Origin of the sequence: Streptomyces ferrugineus (assembly GCF_015160855.1) — a bacterium.
Classification (GTDB): Bacteria; Actinomycetota; Actinomycetes; order Streptomycetales; family Streptomycetaceae; genus Streptomyces; species Streptomyces ferrugineus.
The window spans coordinates 1,298,406-1,320,566 of record NZ_CP063373.1; the positions used below are offsets into that span (position 1 = coordinate 1,298,406).

General features: G+C 71.4%; 17 protein-coding genes and 1 other RNA gene. 13 read left to right on the top strand and 5 right to left on the bottom strand.

All coding sequences use genetic code 11. The annotated features are described in order from the left end of the window. Positions 1-146: 146 nt before the first annotated feature. The 4 genes from IM697_RS06105 to IM697_RS06120 all read right to left on the bottom strand — a co-directional run bounded on the left by IM697_RS06105 (position 147) and on the right by IM697_RS06120 (position 7,491). Positions 147-1,061, bottom strand: a complete 915-nt coding sequence (locus tag IM697_RS06105; RefSeq protein ID WP_194045434.1) for a carbohydrate ABC transporter permease — start codon at positions 1,059-1,061, stop codon at positions 147-149. Continuing rightward, positions 1,058-2,404 (bottom strand): carbohydrate ABC transporter permease, encoded by a 1,347-nt coding sequence (locus IM697_RS06110; RefSeq protein WP_407699608.1) that lies wholly within the window; start codon positions 2,402-2,404, stop codon positions 1,058-1,060. The genes IM697_RS06105 and IM697_RS06110 overlap by 4 nt, the downstream gene beginning before the upstream one ends. A 4-nt stretch (positions 2,405-2,408) precedes the next feature. Continuing rightward, a complete protein-coding gene (locus tag IM697_RS06115) occupies positions 2,409-3,791 on the bottom strand; it encodes an ABC transporter substrate-binding protein (protein WP_194045436.1) in 1,383 nt (460 codons plus the stop codon). A gap of 241 nt (positions 3,792-4,032) precedes the next feature. Continuing rightward, complete coding sequence (locus IM697_RS06120) at positions 4,033-7,491, bottom strand: FHA domain-containing protein (RefSeq protein WP_194045438.1); 3,459 nt, start codon at positions 7,489-7,491, stop codon at positions 4,033-4,035. A 360-nt stretch (positions 7,492-7,851) separates the two neighbouring features. Between IM697_RS06120 and IM697_RS06125 the strand changes: the two genes are divergently transcribed. From IM697_RS06125 to IM697_RS06140, 4 genes are all read left to right on the top strand, one after another. Further along, on the top strand, positions 7,852-9,543 hold the full coding sequence (locus IM697_RS06125) for a serine/threonine-protein kinase (protein WP_194045440.1): 1,692 nt from the start codon (positions 7,852-7,854) through the stop codon (positions 9,541-9,543). A gap of 147 nt (positions 9,544-9,690) precedes the next feature. Next, positions 9,691-10,932, top strand: coding sequence for a serine/threonine-protein kinase (locus IM697_RS06130; protein WP_194045442.1), 1,242 nt, complete (start codon positions 9,691-9,693; stop codon positions 10,930-10,932). A 68-nt stretch (positions 10,933-11,000) separates the two neighbouring features. Continuing rightward, entirely contained in the window at positions 11,001-12,107 is a 1,107-nt protein-coding gene (gene prfB, locus IM697_RS06135; protein WP_194045444.1) for a peptide chain release factor 2, read from the top strand. Positions 12,108-12,397: 290 nt separating this feature from the next. Further along, on the top strand, positions 12,398-13,045 hold the full coding sequence (locus IM697_RS06140) for an LPXTG cell wall anchor domain-containing protein (RefSeq protein ID WP_194045446.1): 648 nt from the start codon (positions 12,398-12,400) through the stop codon (positions 13,043-13,045). A 116-nt stretch (positions 13,046-13,161) separates the two neighbouring features. On the opposite strand, the gene IM697_RS06145 is transcribed toward IM697_RS06140, so the two are convergent. Next, entirely contained in the window at positions 13,162-13,353 is a 192-nt protein-coding gene (locus IM697_RS06145; protein ID WP_194045448.1) for a hypothetical protein, read from the bottom strand. A gap of 235 nt (positions 13,354-13,588) precedes the next feature. Here IM697_RS06145 and ftsE point away from each other — a divergent pair, with 235 nt between their 5' ends. The 9 genes from ftsE (at position 13,589) to dacB (ending at position 22,001) form a co-directional block, all read left to right on the top strand. After that, positions 13,589-14,278 carry a cell division ATP-binding protein FtsE gene (gene ftsE / locus IM697_RS06150; protein WP_194045450.1) on the top strand — a complete coding sequence of 230 codons (690 nt, stop codon included), beginning with the start codon at positions 13,589-13,591 and terminating at the stop codon, positions 14,276-14,278. A 34-nt stretch (positions 14,279-14,312) separates the two neighbouring features. Beyond that, positions 14,313-15,245 (top strand): permease-like cell division protein FtsX, encoded by a 933-nt coding sequence (ftsX, locus tag IM697_RS06155; RefSeq protein WP_194045452.1) that lies wholly within the window; start codon positions 14,313-14,315, stop codon positions 15,243-15,245. A gap of 68 nt (positions 15,246-15,313) precedes the next feature. Then, positions 15,314-16,480 (top strand): S41 family peptidase, encoded by a 1,167-nt coding sequence (locus IM697_RS06160; protein WP_194045454.1) that lies wholly within the window; start codon positions 15,314-15,316, stop codon positions 16,478-16,480. Between the two features lie 68 nt (positions 16,481-16,548). Next, positions 16,549-17,088, top strand: a complete 540-nt coding sequence (smpB, locus tag IM697_RS06165) for an SsrA-binding protein SmpB (RefSeq protein WP_228044884.1) — start codon at positions 16,549-16,551, stop codon at positions 17,086-17,088. 89 nt (positions 17,089-17,177) lie between these two features. Beyond that, positions 17,178-17,546: a transfer-messenger RNA gene (gene ssrA / locus IM697_RS06170) on the top strand. Positions 17,547-17,679: 133 nt separating this feature from the next. Next, a complete protein-coding gene (locus IM697_RS06175) occupies positions 17,680-18,690 on the top strand; it encodes a DUF4232 domain-containing protein (RefSeq protein ID WP_194045456.1) in 1,011 nt (336 codons plus the stop codon). Further along, the gene (locus IM697_RS06180) at positions 18,687-19,274 is read left to right on the top strand and encodes a hypothetical protein (protein ID WP_194045458.1); all 588 of its coding nucleotides are present in this window, start codon (positions 18,687-18,689) and stop codon (positions 19,272-19,274) included. The genes IM697_RS06175 and IM697_RS06180 overlap by 4 nt, the downstream gene beginning before the upstream one ends. 77 nt (positions 19,275-19,351) lie before the next feature. Further along, positions 19,352-20,335 (top strand): extracellular catalytic domain type 1 short-chain-length polyhydroxyalkanoate depolymerase, encoded by a 984-nt coding sequence (locus tag IM697_RS06185; protein ID WP_194045460.1) that lies wholly within the window; start codon positions 19,352-19,354, stop codon positions 20,333-20,335. A 73-nt stretch (positions 20,336-20,408) separates the two neighbouring features. Beyond that, positions 20,409-22,001, top strand: coding sequence for a D-alanyl-D-alanine carboxypeptidase/D-alanyl-D-alanine endopeptidase (dacB, locus tag IM697_RS06190; RefSeq protein WP_194045462.1), 1,593 nt, complete (start codon positions 20,409-20,411; stop codon positions 21,999-22,001). Positions 22,002-22,161: the final 160 nt, after the last annotated feature.

The following is a 22,161-nucleotide window of genomic DNA, read 5'->3' on the forward strand; positions in this document are numbered from 1 at the left end:
ATCCATCGATCGGTACGGGCGTTCGGCCCGGGAACGGCCAATGGAGTGACTTGGTTACGGCTCCTACGGCATACGAGGGACCGTGAGTAGACACCAGGGGGGTGGGCCGATGACGGCCCACCCCCTCAAGCGTGGTGCGCCCCCGCCTACTTGACCGCGCCCGCCATCACGCCGGACACGAACTGCCGCTGGAACGCGAAGAACACGACCAGCGGGATCACCATGGAGATGAACGCGCCGGGCGCCAGGATGTCGACGTTGTTGCCGAACTGGCGTACCTGGGTCTGCAGGGCGACCGTGATCGGCTGGCTGTCGGCGTCCGTGAAGATCAGCGCGACCAGCATGTCGTTCCACACCCACAGGAACTGGAAGATGCCGAGCGCGGCGATCGCCGGACCGCCCAGCGGCATCACGACACGGAAGAACAGGCGCAGTTCACCGGCGCCGTCCAGCCGGGCCGCCTCCAGCAACTCCCTCGGGATCTCGGCGAAGAAGTTCCGCAGCAGGAACACCGCGAACGGCAGCCCGAAGCCGACGTGGAACAGGATCACACCGGTCATCGAGCCGAAGATGCCGATGTTGCCGAACAGTTCGGCGATCGGGATCAGCGCCACCTGCACCGGAACCACCAACAGGCCGACTACGCCCAGGAACCACCAGTCGCGGCCCGGGAACTCCATCCACGCGAACGCGTATCCCGCGAGCGAGCCGATGACGACCACGAGGACCGTCGCCGGGACCGTGATCAGCACGGTGTTGACGATCGAGTCGGTGATGTCGCTGTTGCCCAGGAGCTTGTCGTAGCTCTCGAAGGTGAGTTGGGACGGCTTGCTGAAGACCTCCCACCAGCCGCTCGCGGTCATCTCCTCCGGCGGCCGGAGCGAGGACAGCAGCAGACCGATCGTCGGCACCAGCCAGAACAGGCCGACGACGATGAGGAACACCCGCACCAGACCGCCGCTGACGAAGGAGACGAGCCGGCCGCCGAGGGACTGCTCGCCCTTGACGACGGTGAGCGGCGGGGGCGCCGCCTTGGTGAGCCTGCCGGCGTCCGCACTCATCGCCGCACCTCCCGCCTGAGCCGACGGACGTTGAACCACATCACCGGGATCACGAGCAGCAGCAGGAACACCGAGATCGCGCTGGCGATGCCCGGCTGGTCCTCGGAGAAGCCCTTGCGGTACAGCTCGAGGGCGAGGACGTTCGCGTCGTCCTGCGAGGAGCCCGGCGCGATGATGAAGACCAGGTCGAAGATCTTCAGCACGTTGATCATCAGGGTGACGGTGACGACCGCGAGGACGGGCGCGAGCAGGGGCACCGTGACCCGTCTGAACACCTGCCACTCATTGGCGCCGTCGACCCGGGCGGCCTCCAGCAGATCGCGCGGGATGCCCGCGAGCCCGGCCGCGATCAGCACCATCGCGAAACCGGCCCACATCCAGATGTACGACCCGATGATGGACGGTGTGACCAGGGACGGGCCGAGCCAGTCCAGGCCGTTGTACGGCGCCTTGAAGTTGTCCGCCGGAAGCCTGAGCTGAGCCCCGTCGGCGGCGGCCGGCAGCGTGAACGTGCCGTCGTCGCCGGCCTTCGTGGACGCCACCACCTTGCCGTCCTTGACGGCCTCGATCTTCATCCCGGCATAGCCCAGCTCGGAGGCGTCGACCCCGCCGAGCGTGCCGACGCCCTTGCCCCGGGTGAAGTCCTGCCAGGTGGTGCCGGTGACCTTGTCCGGCTCGGCCTTCGGCGCCACGGCCCGCTCGGCGCCGTCCGGCATCTGGTCGGGGGCGACGCCGACCAGGGGCAGGGCGACCGGGGTGCCGGCGCTGACCGTGGCCTTGGTGATGAAACCGCCGCCCGGCGCCGCCTGAAGGGGCGACTCCCGGCCGGGGTGCGCCTTGGGGAACGCGGACGCCTGCGCGAAGGTGTCGTGGACGCCCACCCACACCGCGTTCGCGACGCCCTTGTCCGGGTCCTGGTCGTACACGAGCCGGAAGATGATGCCCGCCGCCAGCATCGAGATCGCCATCGGCATGAAGACGACCAGCTTGAACGCCGTGCCCCAGCGCACCCGTTCGGTCAGCACCGCGAAGATCAGACCGAGCGCGGTGGCGACCGTCGGCGCGAACACCACCCAGATGACGTTGTTCTTCAGGGCGGTGCGGATGCCGTCGTCCGTGAAGAGGGCCTCGTAGTTGTCGAATCCCGCGAAGGAGCCGCCGGACTGGTCGTAGAAGCTGCGGATCACCGAGTACCCGATCGGGTACACCACGAGCGCGCCGAGCAGCACCAGGGCGGGCAGCAGGAAGAGCACCGCCACGATCCTGCGGGTGCCGGTCACGCTCTTGCGCGACTTGGGTGCGGCAGGGGGCGCGGTGCCCCCTGCCGCTTCCGCGGACGCCATGGCGTCAGTTTCCGTATGCCGCGGCCGCGTCGGCCTCCAGCGTCCGCTGGGTGCCCGCGACGTCCGACGGGTTCTTCAGGAAGTCCTGGAGCGCCTTCCACTCGCCCTTGCCGGGCGTGCCGCCGAAGGCCTGCGGGGCCTGGTCGGACATGTCGAAGCGGAAGTCGTCGCCGGAGTCGATGAGCGCCTTGGCGATCTTCTGCTGCACCGCGTTCGGATACGCCGAGTTGTCCACGTTCTTGTTCGGCGACAGGTAGCCGCCGAGCTTCGCCTGGATCGTCGCCGCGTCCGGGGAGGCGAGCCACGTGGCCAGCGCCTGCGCCGCCTTGGAGTCCTGAAGGATCACGGCCGCGTCGCCACCGGAGACCACGGGCGCGGTGTCACCGACTGCCGGGAACGGGAACACCTTCGCGTCCGTGCCGACCTCCGCCTTGGCCTGTGTGATGTTGACCTGCGCGAAGTCGCCCTCGTAGACCATGGCGGCCTTCGGCTGGTCGCCGCCGGTGAAGGTCTGAGTGACGGAGGCCGGGAAGTCCGTCTGCAGCGCGCCGGTCGCGCCGCCCGCCACATAGTCCTTCTTGCCCCACACCTGGGCGAGCGTGGTGAGCGCGTCCTTCACGGACGGGTCGGTCCACTTGATCTCGTGCCGCGCCAGCTGGTCGTACTTCTCCGGACCCGCCTGGGAGAGATAGATGTTCTCGAACCAGTCCGTGAGGGTCCAGCCCTCGGCACCGCCCACCGAGAACGGCGTGACGCCGGAGTCGTAGACCGTCTGGGCGGTGGTGAGCAGCTCGTCCCACGTCTTGGGCTCGGTGGCCCCCGCGTTCTCGAAGACCGCGTTGTTGTACCAGATCAGGGACTTGTTGGCGGCCTTGTAGTAGACGCCGTACTGCTTGTTGTCGACCTTGCCGATGTCCTGCCAGCCCTGCGAGTAGTTCTCCTGAAGCTCCTTCACCGCGTCGGCGCCGAGCGGCTTGGCCCACTTCTTGTCGACGGCCTGCTTGATGGCGCCGGGCTGCGGAAGCATCGCGATGTCCGGCGGCTGGCCGCCGGCGACCTTCGAACCGAGGAAGTTGATGATCGGGTCCTGCGCGGGCACGAAGGTGACCTTGGCACCGGTGCGCTTCTCGAACTCCGCGAGGACCTTCTTGAAGTTCTGCTGCTCGGCACCGGTCCATACGGCGGCGACCTCGAGGGTCTCGCCGTCCAGCTTGGGAAGGGTGACCGTGCCGGCGGTCTCCTTGCCGGATCCGCCCTGTTCGTTGCCGTTGCCGCTGTCGTCGTCGCCACCGCAGGCGGTGAGCGAGAGGGCGAGGGCACCCGCGAAGACGGCTGCCGCAGTCCTTGCGGCCCTGCTTGTCCGGTTCTTGCTGCTCGTGCTGCGCATCACTGCCCCGTTCTTCGTGCCTCGTCGAACGTTCGAGCGCTGTCCCGTGCGATCTGGTCTACGCCTTGGCCTGGGGGTCGGCAAGAGCGCGTCCGCTGTCAAGCGGGACATCGTGACCGCCTCGTGACCAGGCGTCCGGCGCCGCTGTGAACGTCGCTGAGGGCTGCAGCCCCCAGACCCCCGCTATCGGCCTGAACGGCCTCGTCCTCAATCGCCGGACGGGCTGATTTCGTCCCCCGCACTACAGGAGGGACGGCACCCCGGTCGCCGAGACCTGCCTCGCCGCCCGCTCCACCGCACTGGCCAGCAACGCCAGATCCGTCGGCCCGTTCCCCAGCTCCCGCACCTGACGCCGGGCCGGTGGATCGCCCATCCGGTGCCACTCCAACGGCACGACCGTCGGCCGCAGCGTCGCCGTCCGAGGGATGCGCCCGGTGACCCGCCCGCCCTGGAACGGCACGACCCTGCCGTCCGCCCGGACCAGCCGTCCCCGCCCCGGCGCCGGTTCGTCCGGGCCGGCCGTCACCGCGTCCAGCGTCACCCGCAACGTCGCCCGCCGCGCCGGCTCCGACTCCGCCGTACGGCCCCCGACGCCCGCCGCGGCCACCAGATGCACCCCGAGCCGCTCGCCCTCGCGGGCCACGGCCTCCAGCGCCCGTATCACCGAGCCCGCCGCGGGCCGGCCCGGTGATCCCAGCGCGGGGGAGACCAGGGCGTCCAGATCGTCCACGACCACGACCAGGCGGGGCAGCGGCGGCACCGCCTCGGCCCGCCGACGTCCCGCCCCCGGCCGCAGCCGCAGCGTGGAGCTGGGCGGAGTGTCCAGATCCCCCGACAGATCACCGGCCCCGGCCCCGGCCCCGGTCCCGGCCGCCGCCGCGCGCTGCGCGACCATCCGGCCCGACAGCGCCCGCCCCGTGTGCCATTCGGCGAAGTCGGACCGCCCGAGCAGCTCGGCCCGGCGCTTGAGCTCGGCGCTGAGCGACTGGGCGAACTCCCGCATGCGGACCGGGTCGTTGGCGGTCAGGTGGGTGGTGACATGCGGTATGTCGGTGCACATCCGCAGCCCGTCGCCGTGCGCGCCGCCCGCACCGACGCTGTCCCGGCCGTCGACCAGCACGACGCCCAGCCGGTCCGGGCGCTCGGCCGCCGCGAGCGATGCGACGACCGCCCGCAGCAGCTCCGTACGCCCGCTGCCGGGCGGGCCCTCGATCAGCAGATGCGGCCCGTCCGCACCGAGGTCCGCGGCGACCGGCCCGCGCGGCCCGGCCCCGAGCACCGCACACGCCCGGCCGCCGAGGGCCTGCGGGTCGTCGCCCGCGTCGGCCCAGCGCGCCATCAGCGACGCCGGGGTGGCGCGGGCCAGCCCCAACTCGTCGAGCAGCCGCGCCGCCTGGGGCAACGGCACCGACACACGCGCGTGCCGCTCCCCGACGCCGCCCTCCGTCCGCAACGGCGCCAGAGCCCGCGCGAACCGCTCGGCCCAGGCGAGCGAGACGGCGTCCACGGCGGCGACCGTGCCGTGTCCGACGGGGCCGTGCGCGGCGGCGTCGGCGTCGCGCCGCTGGTCCGCGACGGTGCCGTCGTCCGGTTCGGCCGCCCCGCCCCGCGCCACCCGCATCAGCCGCAGCGCCGTGGCCACATCGCCGCTCAGCAGCGCGACCGCGCCGCACTCCCGGAACGTCGGCGACACCGTGCACGCCGCCTCGTACGTCTCCGTCACCGGCGAAGCGGGCGACGCCGAAGCCGTCTCGGCGAGGCACACGACGTGGATCCCGGCCCGCGGGCCCTGCGCCGCCAGCCGTGCCACGGCCTCCCGCAGATCGGCACCCCCGGGATCGCCGTCCACGACGACCACGGTGTACGGCCCCGCGAACCCGTCCGCGCCGTCGGCCGGTTCGTCGTCCCGCGCCCAGGAGGGCCGGCGCGGGGCACGCTGGGCGGGAAGTCGGCCGTCGTGTGCGGGGGGTGTCTCCGTCTCCGCGGCGATGTCCTCCAGACGCCGCAGCAACTCCTCTGTTCGCGCCGTCGCCTGTTCGCGGTCGTAGGCCAGCAGCAGCCGGCAGTCCTGGCCGTGTCCGGGGCGGACATGCGGGAGCCAGCCCAGCCATGCCCATTCGGCGGTGCGCTCCTCCAGCGGACGGGTGCGGTCCACGCTGAGCAGGACCACTTCCAGGGCGTCGGGCGAGTGCAGTGCGGCGAGTTGGGCCAGCACCGCGCGCGCCAGCCCGGCGAGCCGTTCGCGTGGACCGGCCAGGCCCAGCGCCCCGACCTCCCGCAGATCCGCGGTCACCGGCACGGCGGGCAGCAGTCCCGAGCCGTCGGGCGCCGCCCGGTCGGCGGTGCCGAGCCGTACCGTGAGCGCCTCCGCGTGGCTCGGTGCGCGCTCCCACAGCCGGGGCCCGGGGCCCAGGGCCGTCAGCAGCAGGGACGCCGGGTTCGGCCAGACCTCCGGCAGCCGGGGGCCGTTCGCCGCCGGAAGCTGCTCCGCGGGCTCGGCCGGCAGGTCGTCGTCGTATGTCTCGGGCCGGCCCGGGTCCTGCTCCCCGCGCCCTCCGGCCAGCCGTCGCGCCCACGCCGTGAGCCCGCCCCGCCTGCGCACGCCCGGCGGCACGTCGGTGCCTCGCAGCGGGGTGCCCTTGCGGCTGCCGCCGACCGCCTCGCCCTCGGCGGCCGTGGAAGAAGCAGCCGGGGAAGAGGCGGCCGTGGAAGAGGCAGCCGGGGAAGAGGCGGCCGGGGAGGAAGCGGCCGTAGAGGGGGCGGCCGTAGAGGGGGCGGCCGTAGAAGGGGACGTACGCGAGGCCGCCTCCCCGCCGAGCGTCCCCACCCCGAAGCCCGCACCGTGGGTGTCACCACCGCGCGGTCCCGGGGGCGGCGGCTGCCGCGATCCACCGCGCTGTTCGATCCGCGGCGCCCGGCCCTGGACCGGCACGATGGGCGGCTCGACCGGGCCGTGTCCCGAAAGCGGCCCCGGGTCGCCGCCGCCGTCCGCCACGCGTGCGTGAGGCACCGCGGGGGCCGCGGCGCCGTCGGCCTCCCGGTCGCCCCCCGCAAGGACCCGCACATGCCCCTCCCCGTCCGGCTCCGTGCGCACCCGCGCCCCCGGTCCGCCGGCCGGAGTCAGCCGCAGCGCCGACTCGCCGATCCGCAGCAGCGCGCCCGGCGCGAACCGCACCGGGCGGGTGGTCAGACGGGCGCCGTCCAGCGTCGTGCCGTTGGTGGAGCCGAGGTCGGCGACCGAGACGCGGCCGTCGGCGGCGACCGTGACCGCGCAGTGCAGCCGGGAGACGTCCGGGTCGTCGAGCGGTACGTCGGCGTCGGCGGAGCGGCCGATGCGGATCTCGCCGCCGTGCAGAAGGTGGACGCCGCCCGCGTCGGGGCCGGCGACCACATGGAGCTGGGTCGGGGCGTCGTCCAGCTCGGGGTGCGGCTCCGGTGCCGCCGGGGCGCCCAGGGACAGCACCGCGCCGTCTATCAGCGGGGGCTCGCCGAGTGTGCTGCGCCGGTCGTCGAGGCGCTCCACGCCCGCGTACAGCACGACGGGGCCGTCGCCGCCGGACACGGCCGAGGCGAGCGCCGACGCCACCGCGGCCAGGGCCGTGCCCGCGGGGGCCGTGACCAGCACGTCGCAGCTCGCGGCGCGGCCACGCGCCGGGGCAGGCGGGGCCAGCGGGTCTACGACGGTCAGCCGGATCTGCATCGGCGTCAGCGGTCCCTTCTGCGAGGGCGCGAGACATCCCCACCCCACACGAGCACATCGGCCAGTACTCCACGTACTGCACGCATCCTCGCACCTGCCACTGACAACGCGCCCCCCGCCCGAAGGCAAGTGATCTTGATTGGTCGGCTCTGCCCGCAAAAGTGCCTGACAAGTGCACTGCCGACGATCACTTGAGATCGCTCACGTCCGCTTGCGGCAACCACAAGACAGAGCCGAGCGTCTTTCCTTCGAACATGTACGGGGAGCCGTACGTAAGACGCACAGAATGACGACAGGTCGGTGCCGGGGGGCACGGCACTACAGTGGGTCGGAACGTAGGCAAGCAGCAGGGAGCGCGACGTGCGGCCGGTAGGCAGCAAGTACATCCTCGAGGAGCCGCTCGGTCGTGGTGCCACGGGGACCGTCTGGCGAGCCCGCCAGCGGGAGACCGCGGGCGCCGAGGCGGCCGTGCCGGGGCAGCCCGGCGAGACGGTCGCGATCAAGGTCCTCAAGGAGGAGCTGGCCAGTGACGCGGACATCGTCATGCGGTTCCTGCGTGAACGGTCCGTCCTGCTGCGGCTGACCCACCCCAACATCGTCCGGGTCCGTGACCTGGTCGTCGAGGGCGAGCTGCTGGCCCTGGTCATGGACCTCGTCGAGGGCCCGGACCTGCACCGCTACCTGCGCGAGAACGGCCCCTTCACACCGGTCGCCGCGGCCCTGCTCACCGCGCAGATCGCCGACGCCCTCGCCGCGAGCCACGCCGACGGCGTCGTCCACCGCGACCTGAAGCCCGCCAACGTGCTGCTCCAGCAGAACGGCGGCCAGATGCACCCGCTGCTGACCGACTTCGGCATCGCCCGACTCGCCGACTCCCCGGGCCTGACCCGCACCCACGAGTTCGTCGGCACGCCCGCGTACGTCGCGCCCGAGTCCGCCGAGGGTCGCCCGCAGACCTCCGCCGTCGACATCTACGGCGCCGGCATCCTGCTGTACGAGCTGGTCACCGGCCGTCCCCCGTTCGGCGGCGGCTCCGCCCTGGAGGTCCTGCACCAGCACCTCAGCGCCGAGCCGCGCCGCCCGTCCACGGTCCCCGACCCGCTCTGGACCGTCATAGAACGCTGCCTGCGCAAGAACCCCGACGAACGGCCCAGCGCCGAGAACCTCGCGCGCGGGCTGCGCGTCGTCGCCGAGGGCATCGGCGTGCACGCCAACTCCGCGCAGATCGCCGCGGCCGAGAGCGTCGCCGCGCTGCTCGCCCCCGACCCGGCGCCGGCCACCGTGCCGGGCTCGGCCGACCCCACCCAGGTGCTGCCGCACGGCGCGGGCTCGTTCGACCCGAACGCCGCCACCAGCGTCCTGCCGCACACCGGCGCCCCCGGCCCGGCGGGCGCCGCGGACCCCACGGCCGTACTGCCGAACACGGGCGGCCCCGGCGCCGGCGACCCGACGTCCGTCATGCCGCCGATGCCGCAGGGGCAGCCCGGCCAACCCGGTCAGTCCGGGCAGCCGGGCCCCGAGGACCCGCACCCCTGGCAGAACCAGCTGCGCGCCGCCCGGGACCGCAACGAGCAGACGCAGGTCCAGTACCTCGACCCCAGCCAGGACCCGCTGCGCCGCCGCCCCCAGCGCCAGGTGGCCCGCCCGCAACAGCAGCCCCAGCAGCGGCCGCCGCAGCGCGGACCGCAGGGTTACGGCCATCCGCCGCAGCAGCAGCCACAGCAGCACCAGCCACAGCCGTACGCCCCACCGCGCCAGCCCCAGCAGCAGCCCCAGCGGTACGCTCCGCCGGAGCCCCAGCGCCCGCAGCGCGAGCCGCGTGAGCCGCGCCGGCGCAGCGCCAACCCGATGCGGATCCCCGGTCTCGGCTGCCTCAAGGGCTGTCTGTTCACGATCGTCATCCTCTTCGTCGCGGGCTGGCTCATCTGGGAACTGAGCCCGTTGCAGGACTGGATCGGCACCGGCAAGAGCTACTGGGAGCAGCTCAGTTCCTGGTTCAGCACCGTGACCGGGTGGATCGAGGACCTCGGCGGAGGCTCGGGCACCAACTGACCGGCGGCGGCCCGCTGACCCCGGGCGGCGTGACGTCGCCCAGTTTGGTTATTTGTCGACATCTGGCGGGTGATTTCCGCCTCGGCGGTGAAGGTTGGCTCCTCGGACGCGTAGTTTTAGCGACAACACGCGGCAGTAGGAGCAGTCTTGGCACGGAAGATCGGCAGCCGGTACACCGCCAACCAGATCCTGGGGCGGGGCAGCGCCGGCACGGTGTGGCTGGGTGAGGGGCCCGAGGGGCCCGTCGCCATCAAGCTGCTGCGCGAGGATCTCGCGTCCGACCAGGAGCTCGTCGGACGCTTCGTGCAGGAGCGCACGGCGCTGCTCGGCCTGGAGCACCCGAACGTGGTCTCCGTGCGCGACCTGGTCGTCGACGGCAATGACCTCGCGCTCGTGATGGACCTGGTCCGGGGCACGGATCTGCGCACCCGCCTGGACCGCGACCGGCGGCTCGCGCCCGAGGCGGCGGTGGCGATCGTCGCGGACGTCGCCGACGGGCTGGCGGCGGCGCACGCGGCCGGGGTCGTGCACCGGGACGTCAAGCCGGAGAACGTGCTGCTGGACATGCAGGGCCCGCTGGGGCCGGGCGGCTCGCACCCGGCGCTGCTGACCGACTTCGGTGTGGCGAAACTCATCGACTCGCCGCGCCGTACCCGTGCCACGAAGATCATCGGGACGCCGGACTACCTGGCACCGGAGATCGTGGAGGGCCTGCCCCCTCGGGCGGCGGTCGACATCTACGCCCTGGCGACGGTCCTGTACGAGCTGCTGGCGGGCTTCACGCCGTTCGGCGGCGGCCACCCGGGTGCGGTGCTGCGCCGTCATGTCACGGAGACGGTGGCCCCGCTGCCCGGCATCCCCGACGAGCTGTGGCTGCTGATCGTGCAGTGCCTGGCGAAGGCGCCGGCCTCGCGGCTGCGGGCCTCGGAGCTCGGGGCGCGGCTGCGGGAGCTGCTGCCGCTGGTCGCCGGGATGCCGCCGCTGGACGTGGACGAGCCGGAGGCGGAGTCGGCGCAGGACGAGGCTCCCGCCACCGAGGAGGCCGCGCCGGTGGGGGAGCGGGTGCGGCGGCGGGGCGCGGTGCCGCTGGTGCCGGGCGCCAAGCCGGCCGACTCCAACCGGGACACGCATACGTCGATGAGGGTGCCGGCGCCCGACGAGCTGGCCGGGGGTGCGCGGGGTACGGCTCGGGTGCCGAGGCCGGCGGGGGCGCCGCGGCCGGGGTCGGCGCGGCACCGGGCGGTGGCCCGGCGGCGGCGGGTGGCGCTGGGGGTGGCGGCGGTGGCCCTGGCGGCCGTGGCCGGCGTGGGCACGTGGCTGGCGACTGCGGAGGACGACGCCGGGGCGACCCCCGGGGACACGAACAACTCGGCTCCGGCGACCCCGTAGGCATCCCGGCCCGCCCCCGGCAAGGGCGCTCGGGCCTCGGCGCTTGCCGCAACCGTTACGCTGGAGGCGTGGCAGTCGTCGATGTATCCGAAGAGCTCAAGTCCCTCTCCTCGACCATGGAGTCGATCGAGGCCGTTCTGGACCTCGACAGGCTGAGGGCAGACATCGCCGTGCTCGAGGAGCAGGCGGCCGCGCCGTCCCTGTGGGACAACCCGGACGAGGCGCAGAAGATCACCAGCAAGCTGTCTCACCTCCAGGCCGAGGTGCGGAAGGCCGAAGCCCTGCGTGGCCGGATCGACGATCTTGCCGTGCTGTTCGAGATGGCCGAGGAGGAGGACGACCCGGACACCCGTGCCGAGGCCGAGTCCGAGCTCGCCGCCGTCCGCAAGGCGCTGGACGAGATGGAGGTGCGGACGCTCCTCAGCGGGGAGTACGACTCCCGCGAGGCGGTCGTCAACATCCGCGCCGAGGCCGGCGGCGTCGACGCCGCCGACTTCGCCGAGAAGCTCCAGCGCATGTACCTGCGCTGGGCCGAGCAGCGCGGATACAAGACCGAGGTCTACGAGACGTCGTACGCCGAAGAGGCCGGCATCAAGTCGACCACCTTCGCCGTGCAGGCGCCGTACGCCTACGGGACCCTGTCGGTCGAGCAGGGGACTCATCGGCTCGTGCGTATTTCCCCCTTCGACAACCAGGGGCGCCGGCAGACCTCCTTCGCGGGGGTGGAAGTCCTTCCCGTCGTCGAGCAGTCCGATCACGTCGAGATCGACGAGAGCGAGCTGCGCATCGACGTCTACCGGTCCTCCGGGCCCGGCGGCCAGGGCGTGAACACCACCGACTCCGCCGTCCGGATCACCCACATCCCCACCGGCATCGTCGTCTCCTGCCAGAACGAGCGGTCGCAGATCCAGAACAAGGCCACCGCGATGAACGTCCTCCAGGCCAAGCTGCTCGAGCGGCGCCGCCAGGAGGAGCAGGCCAAGATGGACGCCCTCAAGGGTGACGGCGGCAATTCCTGGGGCAACCAGATGCGGTCGTACGTGCTGCACCCGTATCAGATGGTCAAGGACCTGCGGACCGAATTCGAGGTCGGCAACCCCGAGTCCGTGTTCAACGGTGAGATCGACGGTTTCCTCGAGGCCGGAATTCGCTGGCGCAAGCAGCAGGAGAAGTAACTTTGTCGACAAGGCAACTGCCGCCACCCCGGCGGTAGTTGCCTTTTCTGTACCTGCATGTCTGGGTTTTACATCACACTCACAGGCTCCAACTCCCAGCATAGTTCCCGTAATCGGACATGGCGCCCGCAAACGGCCTTGACGTGTCTTTGAAAAATGGGAAGGGTAAAGCGTGGCATGCGTATCTCTGGGGCGCATGTGAACCGGGGGGCTCAAGTTCAGCTGACCCCGTCGATCACGGCCCCCGAGCGCCGCCTCACTGACGATCAGCTACTGGGGGTAGCAACCACATGACTAAGAAGACGCGGATCCGTATCGCGCGCCTCGCGGCCGGTGCCGTGATCGCGGCCGGTGCCTCGCTGACCGCTGCGGGTGCCGCTTCTGCCGCGGACGGGGACCAGGGCGGGGGCGAAGGCTGCGTCCTCGGCATCCTGGGCGACTGCTCGGACCCGACCGTCCCGCCGTCCGAGGACCCGGAGCCGCCCAACCCGATCCCGACGGACGGCATCCCGACCGAGGACCCGATTCCGACTGAGGACCCGATCCCGACCGAGGACCCGATCCCGACCGAGGACCCGAACCCCACCGAGGACCCGACCACCGACCCGACCGACCCGGGCAACGGGAACGGCAATGGGAACGGCAACGGCAACGGCAACGGCAACAACGGCGGCGGCAACAACGCCGACCCCGACGGTGGCACCTCCACCCAGGAGCAGGGCTCCAGCGGCCTGGCCGACACCAGCACCGACAGCGTCGGCACCGGCACGGGTACCGGCGCCAACTCCGCCGCCCAGGGCGGTGGCGACGAGCTCGCCGAGACGGGTGCCGCTGAGACCACGTTCCTGCTGGTCGGCGCCGCCACGATGATCGCCGGCGGTATCGGCTTCCGCATCCTGCCGCGCCTCGTGGGCGGCCGCGGCGGTGCGGCTGCCTGACGGTAGTCGGTCGTCCACGCCGTGTGACCGACGTCGTACGGCCGAGGGGCCCGGAGCGTGCTTAGCTCCGGGCCCCTCGTCATGTCCGCGTACGGCCGGTGCGGTGCCCTATACGGTCATACGGTCTGGTGCGCCAGCAGCGCCACTGCCGCGATCAGCACCGCCAGCAGGGCGATCAGCGTCATCGGGTTCAGACCCGCGAACGGGTTCTCCTGCTGCAGCCGCTCACGGTTCGCCCGGCACACGGGGCAGCGGCCCTCACTCACGGGCGCGGCACAGTTCGCGCACACCAGCCGGTCGTACGTCATGCGCTCGCCCTCCTCAGCCGCCGGTTCCTGGTAATCAACGCTCGCAGGGCTGCAAACGTTCCCCACTCCACTGTGCCAGCTTCCTGAGGAAAGGGCGCGGGCGCTCTGGGAAAGGGGGCATCCGACCCGGCACAAAAACGCACAAGCTCTACGCAACCCCATCCGGCGACTGCGCCCCCACCCCCGGTTCGCGTATGGTCACGCTCATCTACCCCCGGCTACCCGTGGTGCATCCGTGATCCGATTCGACAACGTCTCCAAGGTCTACCCCAAGCAGACCCGCCCCGCACTCAGGGATGTGTCCCTGGAAGTGGAGAAGGGCGAGTTCGTGTTCCTCGTGGGGTCCTCCGGCTCCGGAAAGTCCACCTTCCTGCGGCTCATCCTCCGCGAGGAGCGGTGCAGCCACGGCCAGGTGCACGTCCTGGGCAAGGACCTCGCGCGCCTCTCCAACTGGAAGGTGCCGCAGATGCGCCGCCAGCTGGGGACCGTGTTCCAGGACTTCCGGCTGCTGCCGAACAAGACGGTCGCCGAGAACGTGGCCTTCGCGCAGGAGGTCATCGGCAAGTCGCGCGGCGAGATCCGCAAGTCCGTGCCGCAGGTGCTCGACCTCGTCGGACTGGGCGGCAAGGACGACCGGATGCCCGGCGAGCTGTCGGGCGGTGAGCAGCAGCGCGTGGCCATCGCGCGCGCGTTCGTCAACCGGCCCAAGCTGCTCATCGCGGACGAGCCCACCGGCAACCTCGACCCGCAGACCTCCGTCGGCATCATGAAGCTGCTCGACCGGATCAACCGCACCGGGACGACGGTCGTGATGGCCACGCACGATCAGAACATCGTGGACCAGATGCGCAAGCGCGTCATCGAGCTGGAGAAGGGCCGCCTCGTCCGCGACCAGGCACGCGGCGTCTACGGCTACCAGCACTGACCCGGACCCACTTCAAAGGCCTGAAAGAGACGCCATGCGCGCCCAGTTCGTACTGTCCGAGATCGGTGTCGGTCTCCGCCGCAACCTGACGATGACGTTCGCCGTCATCGTCTCCGTCGCCCTGTCGCTCGCCCTGTTCGGCGGGTCGCTCCTGATGAGCGACCAGGTCAACACGATGAAGGGCTATTGGTACGACAAGGTCAACGTCTCCATCTTCCTCTGCAACAAGAGCGACGCCGAGTCCGACCCCAACTGCGCCAAGGGCGCGGTGACCGAGGACCAGAAGAAGCAGATCCTCGCCGACCTGGACAAGATGTCGGAGGGCGACAAGCCGGTCGTCGAGAAGGTGACGTACGAATCACAGGACCAGGCGTACAAGCACTACAAGGAGCAGTTCGGCGACTCCCCGCTGGCCGCCTCGCTGACGCCGGACCAGATGCAGGAGTCGTACCGGATCAAGCTGAAGAACCCGGAGAAGTACCAGGTCGTCGCGACCGCCTTCGACGGGCGGGACGGCGTGCAGTCCGTGCAGGACCAGAAGGGCATCCTGGACAACCTCTTCGGGCTGCTGAACGGCATGAACTGGGCCGCGCGGGCGGTGATGGCGCTGATGCTCGTCGTCGCGCTGATGCTCATCGTCAACACGGTGCGGGTCTCGGCCTTCAGCCGGCGCCGTGAGACCGGCATCATGCGGCTGGTCGGCGCCTCCGGCTTCTACATCCAGGCGCCGTTCATCATGGAGGCCGCGGTCGCCGGGCTCATCGGCGGCACGGTCGCCTGTGGCTTCCTGGTGGTCGCGCGGTACTTCATCATCGACCACGGCCTGGCCCTGTCGCAGAAGCTGAACCTGATCAACTTCATCGGCTGGGACGCGGTGTTGACGAAGCTGCCGCTCATCCTCGCGACGAGCCTGCTGATGCCCGCGTTGGCGGCGTTCTTCGCGCTGCGCAAGTACCTGAAGGTGTGACCAACGCCAAGGGGGCCGTACGGGCAAGGCGCCGTACGGCCCCTTCGCGTTGTCCTAGACTCACCGCCATGTCAGGTCGTGACCTGTTCTGTCAGCCCCGCCGCTTCGGCCGCGGGGCGGCCCTGACATTGGTCTTCGCGAGCGTGCTCGTCGCCGGTGCCGCGACCGGCTCGCTGCCCGGACCCGACCGGAAGACCCCGGCCGACACGGCCCGTTCGGTCACCGCCGCCGGCCACCATGAGGACGTCGCCGACGCGGCCGCCGAGGCCATGGCCACCGGCCAGTCCCCCGTGGAGGCCGCCGAACGCGCGGTCAGCCGCAGCGGCGACCGCTGGGGCGCCGTCTACTCCGAGGGCGAGTACGAGGAGTTCGAGAAGGCCCTGGACGGCGCGTACACCGGCGTCGGGCTGTGGGCGCGGCGCCAGCGGGACGGCCAGGTCGAGGTGACGAAGGTGCGGGCCGGGTCGCCCGCGGCCGACGCCGGGATCCGGGTGGGCGACCGGCTGCGCAGCGTCGACGGCGCCGAGGTCGTCGGGCGCCCCGTCACCGAGGTCGTCTCCTTACTGAGGGGCGACGCGCTGGACACGCCCGCCGGAACGCCGGTGAAGCTGGGGCTGGAGCGGGGCACGCGCGCGTTCGATCTCACGCTGCGCCGCGCCCGGCTGTCCATCGACCCGGTCACTGTTCGAGAACTCGCCGACGGCATCACCGTCATCCGGATCGCCTCCTTCACCAAGGGCGCCGGCGACGCGGTCCGCGACGCCGTGCGCCGGGCCCCGGCCGCCGGCGGCATCGTCCTGGACCTGCGGGGCAACGCCGGCGGCCTGGTCACCGAGGCCGTCACCGCCGCCTCCGCCTTCCTCGACGGCGGCCTCGTCGCCACCTACGACGTCGACGGCGACCAGCGCGCCCTGCACGCCGAGACCGGCGGCGACACCGGAAGGCCCCTGGTCGCGGTCGTGGACGGCGGCACCATGAGCGCCGCCGAGCTGCTCACCGGCGCCCTCCAGGACCGCGGTCGCGCGGTCGTCGTGGGCACCCGCACCTTCGGCAAGGGCTCGGTCCAGATGCCCAGCCGACTGCCCGACGGCTCCGTCGCCGAGCTGACCGTCGGCCACTACCGCACCCCCTCCGGACGGGCCGTCGACGGGCGGGGCATCACACCCGACCTCGACGCCGACCGGGGCGTACTGGAGCGGGCCGAGACGGTGCTCAGCGGGCTCGGAGAGTCGTAGACCGAGTAAATCGGCTTCCCGTGGACCCCGTCCGTAGTGCGAAAATGGACGGCACTATGAGCAAGGGAATGTACGTACCGAAGGAGTCCCAGCCCAAGCAGGGCGGGTCGGCCGCGAAGGCCAGGGACGGCGAGAAGGGCGGCAAGCGCAAGATCGTCGCCCAGAACAAGAAGGCCCGGCACGACTACGCGATCATCGACACCTATGAGGCCGGCCTGGTCCTCATGGGCACCGAGGTCAAGTCGCTGCGCGAGGGACGGACGTCGCTGGCCGACGGCTTCGTCCAGATCGACGGGGGCGAGGCGTGGCTGCACAACGCCCACATCCCCGAGTATCACCAGGGCAGCTGGACCAACCACTCCGCGCGCCGCAAGCGCAAGCTCCTCCTGCACCGCGAGGAGATCGACAAGCTCCAGGCCAAGTCCCAGGAGACGGGGCACACGATCGTGCCGCTCGCCCTGTACTTCAAGGACGGTCGCGCGAAGGCGGAGATCGCGCTGGCGCGCGGCAAGAAGGAGTACGACAAGCGCCAGACCCTGCGGGAGAAGCAGGACCGGCGGGAGTCGGACCGGGCCATCGCGGCGGCACGCAGGCGCCAGCGCGGCTAGGCGGGAATACGGTGGCATCGGCTCGCGTTGGTCACGTACGATGGCACCAACACCGGTTGAACCCGGTGTGAGCATTGAAAACAGGACATGGGGATGATCGGTTTCGACAGCGGCTGTCGAAGCAGGGGAAGCGTGTCGAGGAAGCGGCAATGATCTCGTAAACCATATGTCGCAAAAAATAATCGCCAACACCAAGCGCGATTCCTTCGCCCTCGCTGCCTAAGTAGCGACTTGCGAAGTGTCAGCCCGGGGCTGTTCCCGACCCGGATCCTGGCATCAGCTAGGGAACTAAACCTTGATCCCGGTCACGGGGTGAAGAGGGAAACCAAACAGTGACTGGGCCCGTCGGCGACTTGTTCGCGTGATCGCCGGGGCCGAGAAAATCACAGCGGACTGCACACGGAGAAGCCCTGATTCCGCACCGTTGGACGCGGGTTCGATTCCCGCCATCTCCACTCATTACCCCATGTGGGCAAGGCCTCGTCACCTTCGGGTGCCGGGGCCTTTGTCATGCCGATCTGTGACACTGCTGTGACCGGAGGTGTGGGTTCCGTCACAGCCCGCATGATCGGCCCTTGATGAGGTGGGCCCATGCCTACCGCCCCCCGCACCGCCCTCACCGTCGTCGCCTGCGCCATGCTGCTGGCCGCGTGCGGTACCCAGAGCGCCTCTCCGGGCGGTGACGACAGGGGCCGGGTCCGGGCCGAGAAGCTGTGCCCCTCGGACTTCTCGCAGTACGGCGGTGCCCCGTCCGCCGAACCCACCGCGGGCCCCTCCGGCACGCCGAGTCCGGTGCCCGTGCCCTCCGGCGACGACGGGGTCGACGACGGTGTGAAGATCACCGCGCTGTACGCCTGGGGGCCGGAGAGTGGCTGCGCGGGGGCCGACTACACCGCCGAGTTCGAGGTCACCAACCAGCAGACCCAGGCCGCCACTTACACGGTGACCCTCGCCTTCCGCTCGGCGTCCGCGGGCCCGGCCGTCAACAGGGAGCGGGTCGTCGAGTCCGTCGCTCCGGGGCGGACCGTCAAGAGCACGGTCGTCATGAAGGAGACGACCGTGCAGACCTCCCAGGTGTCGGGTGTGGAGGTGGTCGAGGTGCGCAGCGTTCCCACCGCCGAGGCCTCGTCCGCCTCGGGGCCCTGCCCCGAGTCCGGGGTGCATCTGTACGCCGACAAGGGGGACGCCGCCATGGGGCTGCGCGCCGTCGGCCTGCACCTGATCAACTGCGGCACCGGGACCTACCGGCTCAACGGCTACCCGAAGCTGGAACTCCAGGACGAGGACCACGACACCGTGGCCGGCGTACGGATCCTCCAGGGGACCGATCGGATCAGCACCGGCGTCGCGGGGAGCGCCGGCCCGCGCCCGGTGGTCCTGCGTCCGGGAGAGGCCGCGAGGACCACGCTGGCGTGGCGCAACACCACCCAGGCCGGCGACCCGGTCAACGCGCCGTACGTCCGCGTGTGGGCGAAGCCGGACGCCGACCCCGTCATGGTGGTGCCGGAACTCGACCTCGGTACGACGGGGAAGCTCGGCGTCGGCCCGTGGCAGAAGGACGAGACCTACCAGGCCCCCGCCACCGGCGCCCCGCAGCAGTGACCGGGCTCCTCGTCGTCCTCGCCTGCGCCGGCGCGCTGTATCTGCTCGCCCATCCGCGCGTCGCGCCCGGCATCAAGGTCGTCACCCTCACCGCGCCCCCGGTGGCCGGGGTGATCTGGCTCCTGAGCGAGGTGCTCGACGAGCCGTTCGCCGCCGCTGTCGTCGCCGCGGTGTTCGCGGTCGTGCTGGTCGCGCTGAACGGGCTCCTCGGCCATCCCCGCCTGCCGCTGTGGACGAAGCTGACCGTGTTCGCCACGGTCCCGGTGGCGGCCCTGGCCTGGCTGATGGTCGTCACGGCGGACGACACCGCCAAGGACCCCGGCGAGGACCCGTGCTCCATGTACTACGGCGGAGTCGGCGTCTCCCAGGCGTTTCCCCCACAGGCGTACTGCCTCTACGACAGCGGCGACAGGCACCACCTCGCCACGGACGCCCAGTTCGTGTTCTGGGCCTGCTTCGCCACCAGCGTGCTGCTGCTCTCGTTCGGCCTGTGGCAGGTCGTACGGGACCCGAAGACGTTCGTACGGCAGTTCCGTCCGGAGAGGCGGGAGAGTCCGGAGAGGCCGCCCCCGCGCCGAATCTGAACCACCATGACGGACACGGACGTTGTGTAGTCCCACCCCATATCGACGGACCGTTCACGCTTCTACGGTCCCTCCGCATGACACCGACCAGAGCCGCAAGCCGACGCATCCCCGTCCTGGCGACCCTCCTCGTCGCCCTCATCGCCGTCTTCCTCACCCCGGGCCGTGCCACCGCCGCCTCGCTCCAGGAGGTCACCGGCTTCGGCACCAACCCCGGTGCCCTGCGCATGTTCCGCTACGTCCCCGACGGACTGCCGGCCGGCCGCCCCGTGGTCGTCGCCCTGCACGGCTGCACGCAGAACGCCTCCGGCTACGGCACCGGCAGCGGCTGGCTCCAGCTCGCCGACCGCTGGGGCTTCTCGGTCGTGCTCCCGCAGCAGCAGACCGCCAACAACGCCTCGTCCTGCTTCAACTGGTTCCGGAGCGGGGACATCGCACGCGGCCAGGGCGAGGCCGCGTCCGTCGCCCAGATGGTGGACCGGCAGCTCGCGGACGTCTCCGGTGCCTCCTCGCGGGTGTATGTCACCGGGCTGTCCGCCGGGGGCGGCATGACGGCCGTGATGATGGCGGCGTACCCGGAGAAGTTCGCCTCCGGCGGGATCGTGGCCGGGCTGCCGTACGAGTGCGCGCAGGCCGCCGGGTCGCCGTATGTGTGCATGTACGTCGGGGCCACCCAGACCCCGAAGCAGTGGGGCGACCGTGTGCGCGCCGCCCGGCCCGGCCACACCGGCCCCTGGCCCACCCTCGTCGCCTTCCAGGGCACCGCCGACTACACCGTGAAGCCCGTCAACATGACCGACCTGATGCGCCAGTGGACCGATGTGCACGGCGCGGACCAGACGGCCGACGTGAGCGACAGCGTCGCCGGTTACCCGCACCAGGTCTTCCGGGACGCGGGCGGACGCGCGGTGGTGGAGACGTACAGCGTCACCGGCATGGGACACGGACAGCCCGTCGACCCGGGCAGCGGGAGCGAGCAGTGCGGGAGCGCCGGGGCGTACGTCCTCGATGTGAACCTGTGCGCCGCGTACCGGATGGGGCGGGCCTGGGGGCTGGGCTGAGGCACCGTCCCGGCCCTGGGCGACGCCGAGGCGCTCTGTCGCCGACGGACGTCGTCCGGGATGCTGCTGAAGCATGACCAGACCCGTGAGCAACTCCGGGAGATCGCTCAACTCCCTCAGCAGACTGTGGATTTGGCCCGTCGCCGTGGCGCTCGTCGCCGCCGTCCTCGGCCCTGGCGCACAGGCCGGAGCGGACTCCGATCGCTCCGGCCTGCCGGAGGCCGTGGACGCCATCCTGGGCGACGCGCGGATGGAGGGCGGCGTGGCGAGCGTCGTGATCGCGGACGCCGGCACCGGTGAACTCCTCTACCAGCACCTTCCGTCGACCCGGCTGATGCCCGCCTCCAACACCAAGCTCGCCACCTCGGCCGCCGCGATGGAGGTCCTCGGCCCGCGGTACCGGTTCCGCACCGATGTGCTGGCCACGGGGCGGCGGTACGGCTCCGTGCTCCGCGGCGATCTGTATCTGCGGGGCACCGGGGATCCGACCCTGCTCGCCGCCGACTACGACCGGCTCGCCGCGCGCCTCGCCGCGTCGGGGATCCGGCGCGTGGCGGGGCGGCTGATCGCCGACGACACCCGCTTCGACGACCGGCGCCTCGGCCGCTCCTGGGCCGCCGACGACGAGTCCTCCTACTACTCCGCGCAGATCAGCGCGCTGAGCGTGGCGCCGGACACCGACTACGACACCGGGACGGTGATCGTGACGGTGCGGCCGGGGGAGTCGGCGGGGGACCGGCCCGCCGTGACCGTCACCCCCGGCACCGGCTACGTCGACCTCGACGTGACCGCCACGACCGTCGCCGCCGGCGGGGCGAACGACCTCACCGTCGAACGCGAGCACGGCACGAACACCATCGTCGTCAGCGGTACGACCCCCGCCGGCGGCGCCGGCGCCAAGGAGTGGGTCACCGTGTGGGAACCCACCGGATACGCCGCCACCGTCTTCCGGGACGCCCTCGCGGACCACGGCGTGAAGGTCACCGGACCGACCCGCCTGGGACACCCGACTCCCGCCACCGCACGGCAGTTGGCCTCGCACGACTCCATGCCGCTCAAGGACCTGCTCGTCCCGTTCATGAAGCTGTCCAACAACATGCACGCCGAGATCCTCACCAAAGCCATGGGACACAAGGTCTCGGGAGAGGGGAGCTGGGGCGCCGGGCTCGCCGCGATCGGCGGCTACCTCAAGGGCATCGGCGTCGACACCGGCACGGTGCGGCAGGTCGACGGCTCGGGCCTCTCGCGGATGGACAACTTCCCGGCCGGGCAACTCGTCAAGCTGCTCCTCGCCGTGCGCGCCGAGCCCTGGTACGCCGACTGGTACCGCTCCCTGCCCGTCGCCTGCGACCCGGACCGGTTCGTCGGGGGCACGCTGCGCTCGCGGATGTGCGGTACGACCGCCGCGCTCAACGCCCGTGCCAAGACCGGGTCATTGACGGGAGCGTCGGCCCTGTCCGGGTTTGTCACGGACGCCGGGGGACGTGAACTCGTCTACGGCATCGTCCTCAACAACTATCTGGCCTCGTCGGTGAAGCCGTTGGAGGACGCGATCGTGGTGACGCTGGCCAAGTCGACCGCGGAGGCGGCCGGTTCGGTGTCGGTGCGCAGGGGTGGGGCGCGTGCCGACATTGAGTGCAGTTGGCGCAAGCCGGATATCTGTTGATTGCGCACAGTGAGCGCGTGAATACGCTAATCTGACGCCGTGACGCACCCTTTGGGTGCGTCCTCCCTTCACTCCGGGTCCCGTCCCCTCGGGACCCGGCCCGACGAGAGCGGTCCCGGGGCCGTGACTGGCCGCCTCACGTCGAAGGGAGGACGCCCCA

What these genes read in the sequence shown, in the direction of transcription:
- IM697_RS06105 (WP_194045434.1), bottom strand. Translation starts at nt 1,061, where the DNA reads ATGAGTGCGGACGCCGGCAGGCTCACCAAGGCGGCGCCCCCGCCGCTC.
- IM697_RS06110 (WP_407699608.1), bottom strand. Translation starts at nt 2,404, where the DNA reads ATGGCGTCCGCGGAAGCGGCAGGGGGCACCGCGCCCCCTGCCGCACCC.
- IM697_RS06115 (WP_194045436.1), bottom strand. Translation starts at nt 3,791, where the DNA reads ATGCGCAGCACGAGCAGCAAGAACCGGACAAGCAGGGCCGCAAGGACT.
- IM697_RS06120 (WP_194045438.1), bottom strand. Translation starts at nt 7,491, where the DNA reads ATGCAGATCCGGCTGACCGTCGTAGACCCGCTGGCCCCGCCTGCCCCG.
- IM697_RS06140 (WP_194045446.1), top strand. Translation starts at nt 12,398, where the DNA reads ATGACTAAGAAGACGCGGATCCGTATCGCGCGCCTCGCGGCCGGTGCC.
- IM697_RS06145 (WP_194045448.1), bottom strand. Translation starts at nt 13,353, where the DNA reads ATGACGTACGACCGGCTGGTGTGCGCGAACTGTGCCGCGCCCGTGAGT.
- ftsX (WP_194045452.1), top strand. Translation starts at nt 14,313, where the DNA reads ATGCGCGCCCAGTTCGTACTGTCCGAGATCGGTGTCGGTCTCCGCCGC.
- IM697_RS06160 (WP_194045454.1), top strand. Translation starts at nt 15,314, where the DNA reads ATGTCAGGTCGTGACCTGTTCTGTCAGCCCCGCCGCTTCGGCCGCGGG.
- smpB (WP_228044884.1), top strand. Translation starts at nt 16,549, where the DNA reads ATGTACGTACCGAAGGAGTCCCAGCCCAAGCAGGGCGGGTCGGCCGCG.
- IM697_RS06175 (WP_194045456.1), top strand. Translation starts at nt 17,680, where the DNA reads ATGCCTACCGCCCCCCGCACCGCCCTCACCGTCGTCGCCTGCGCCATG.
- IM697_RS06185 (WP_194045460.1), top strand. Translation starts at nt 19,352, where the DNA reads ATGACACCGACCAGAGCCGCAAGCCGACGCATCCCCGTCCTGGCGACC.
- dacB (WP_194045462.1), top strand. Translation starts at nt 20,409, where the DNA reads ATGACCAGACCCGTGAGCAACTCCGGGAGATCGCTCAACTCCCTCAGC.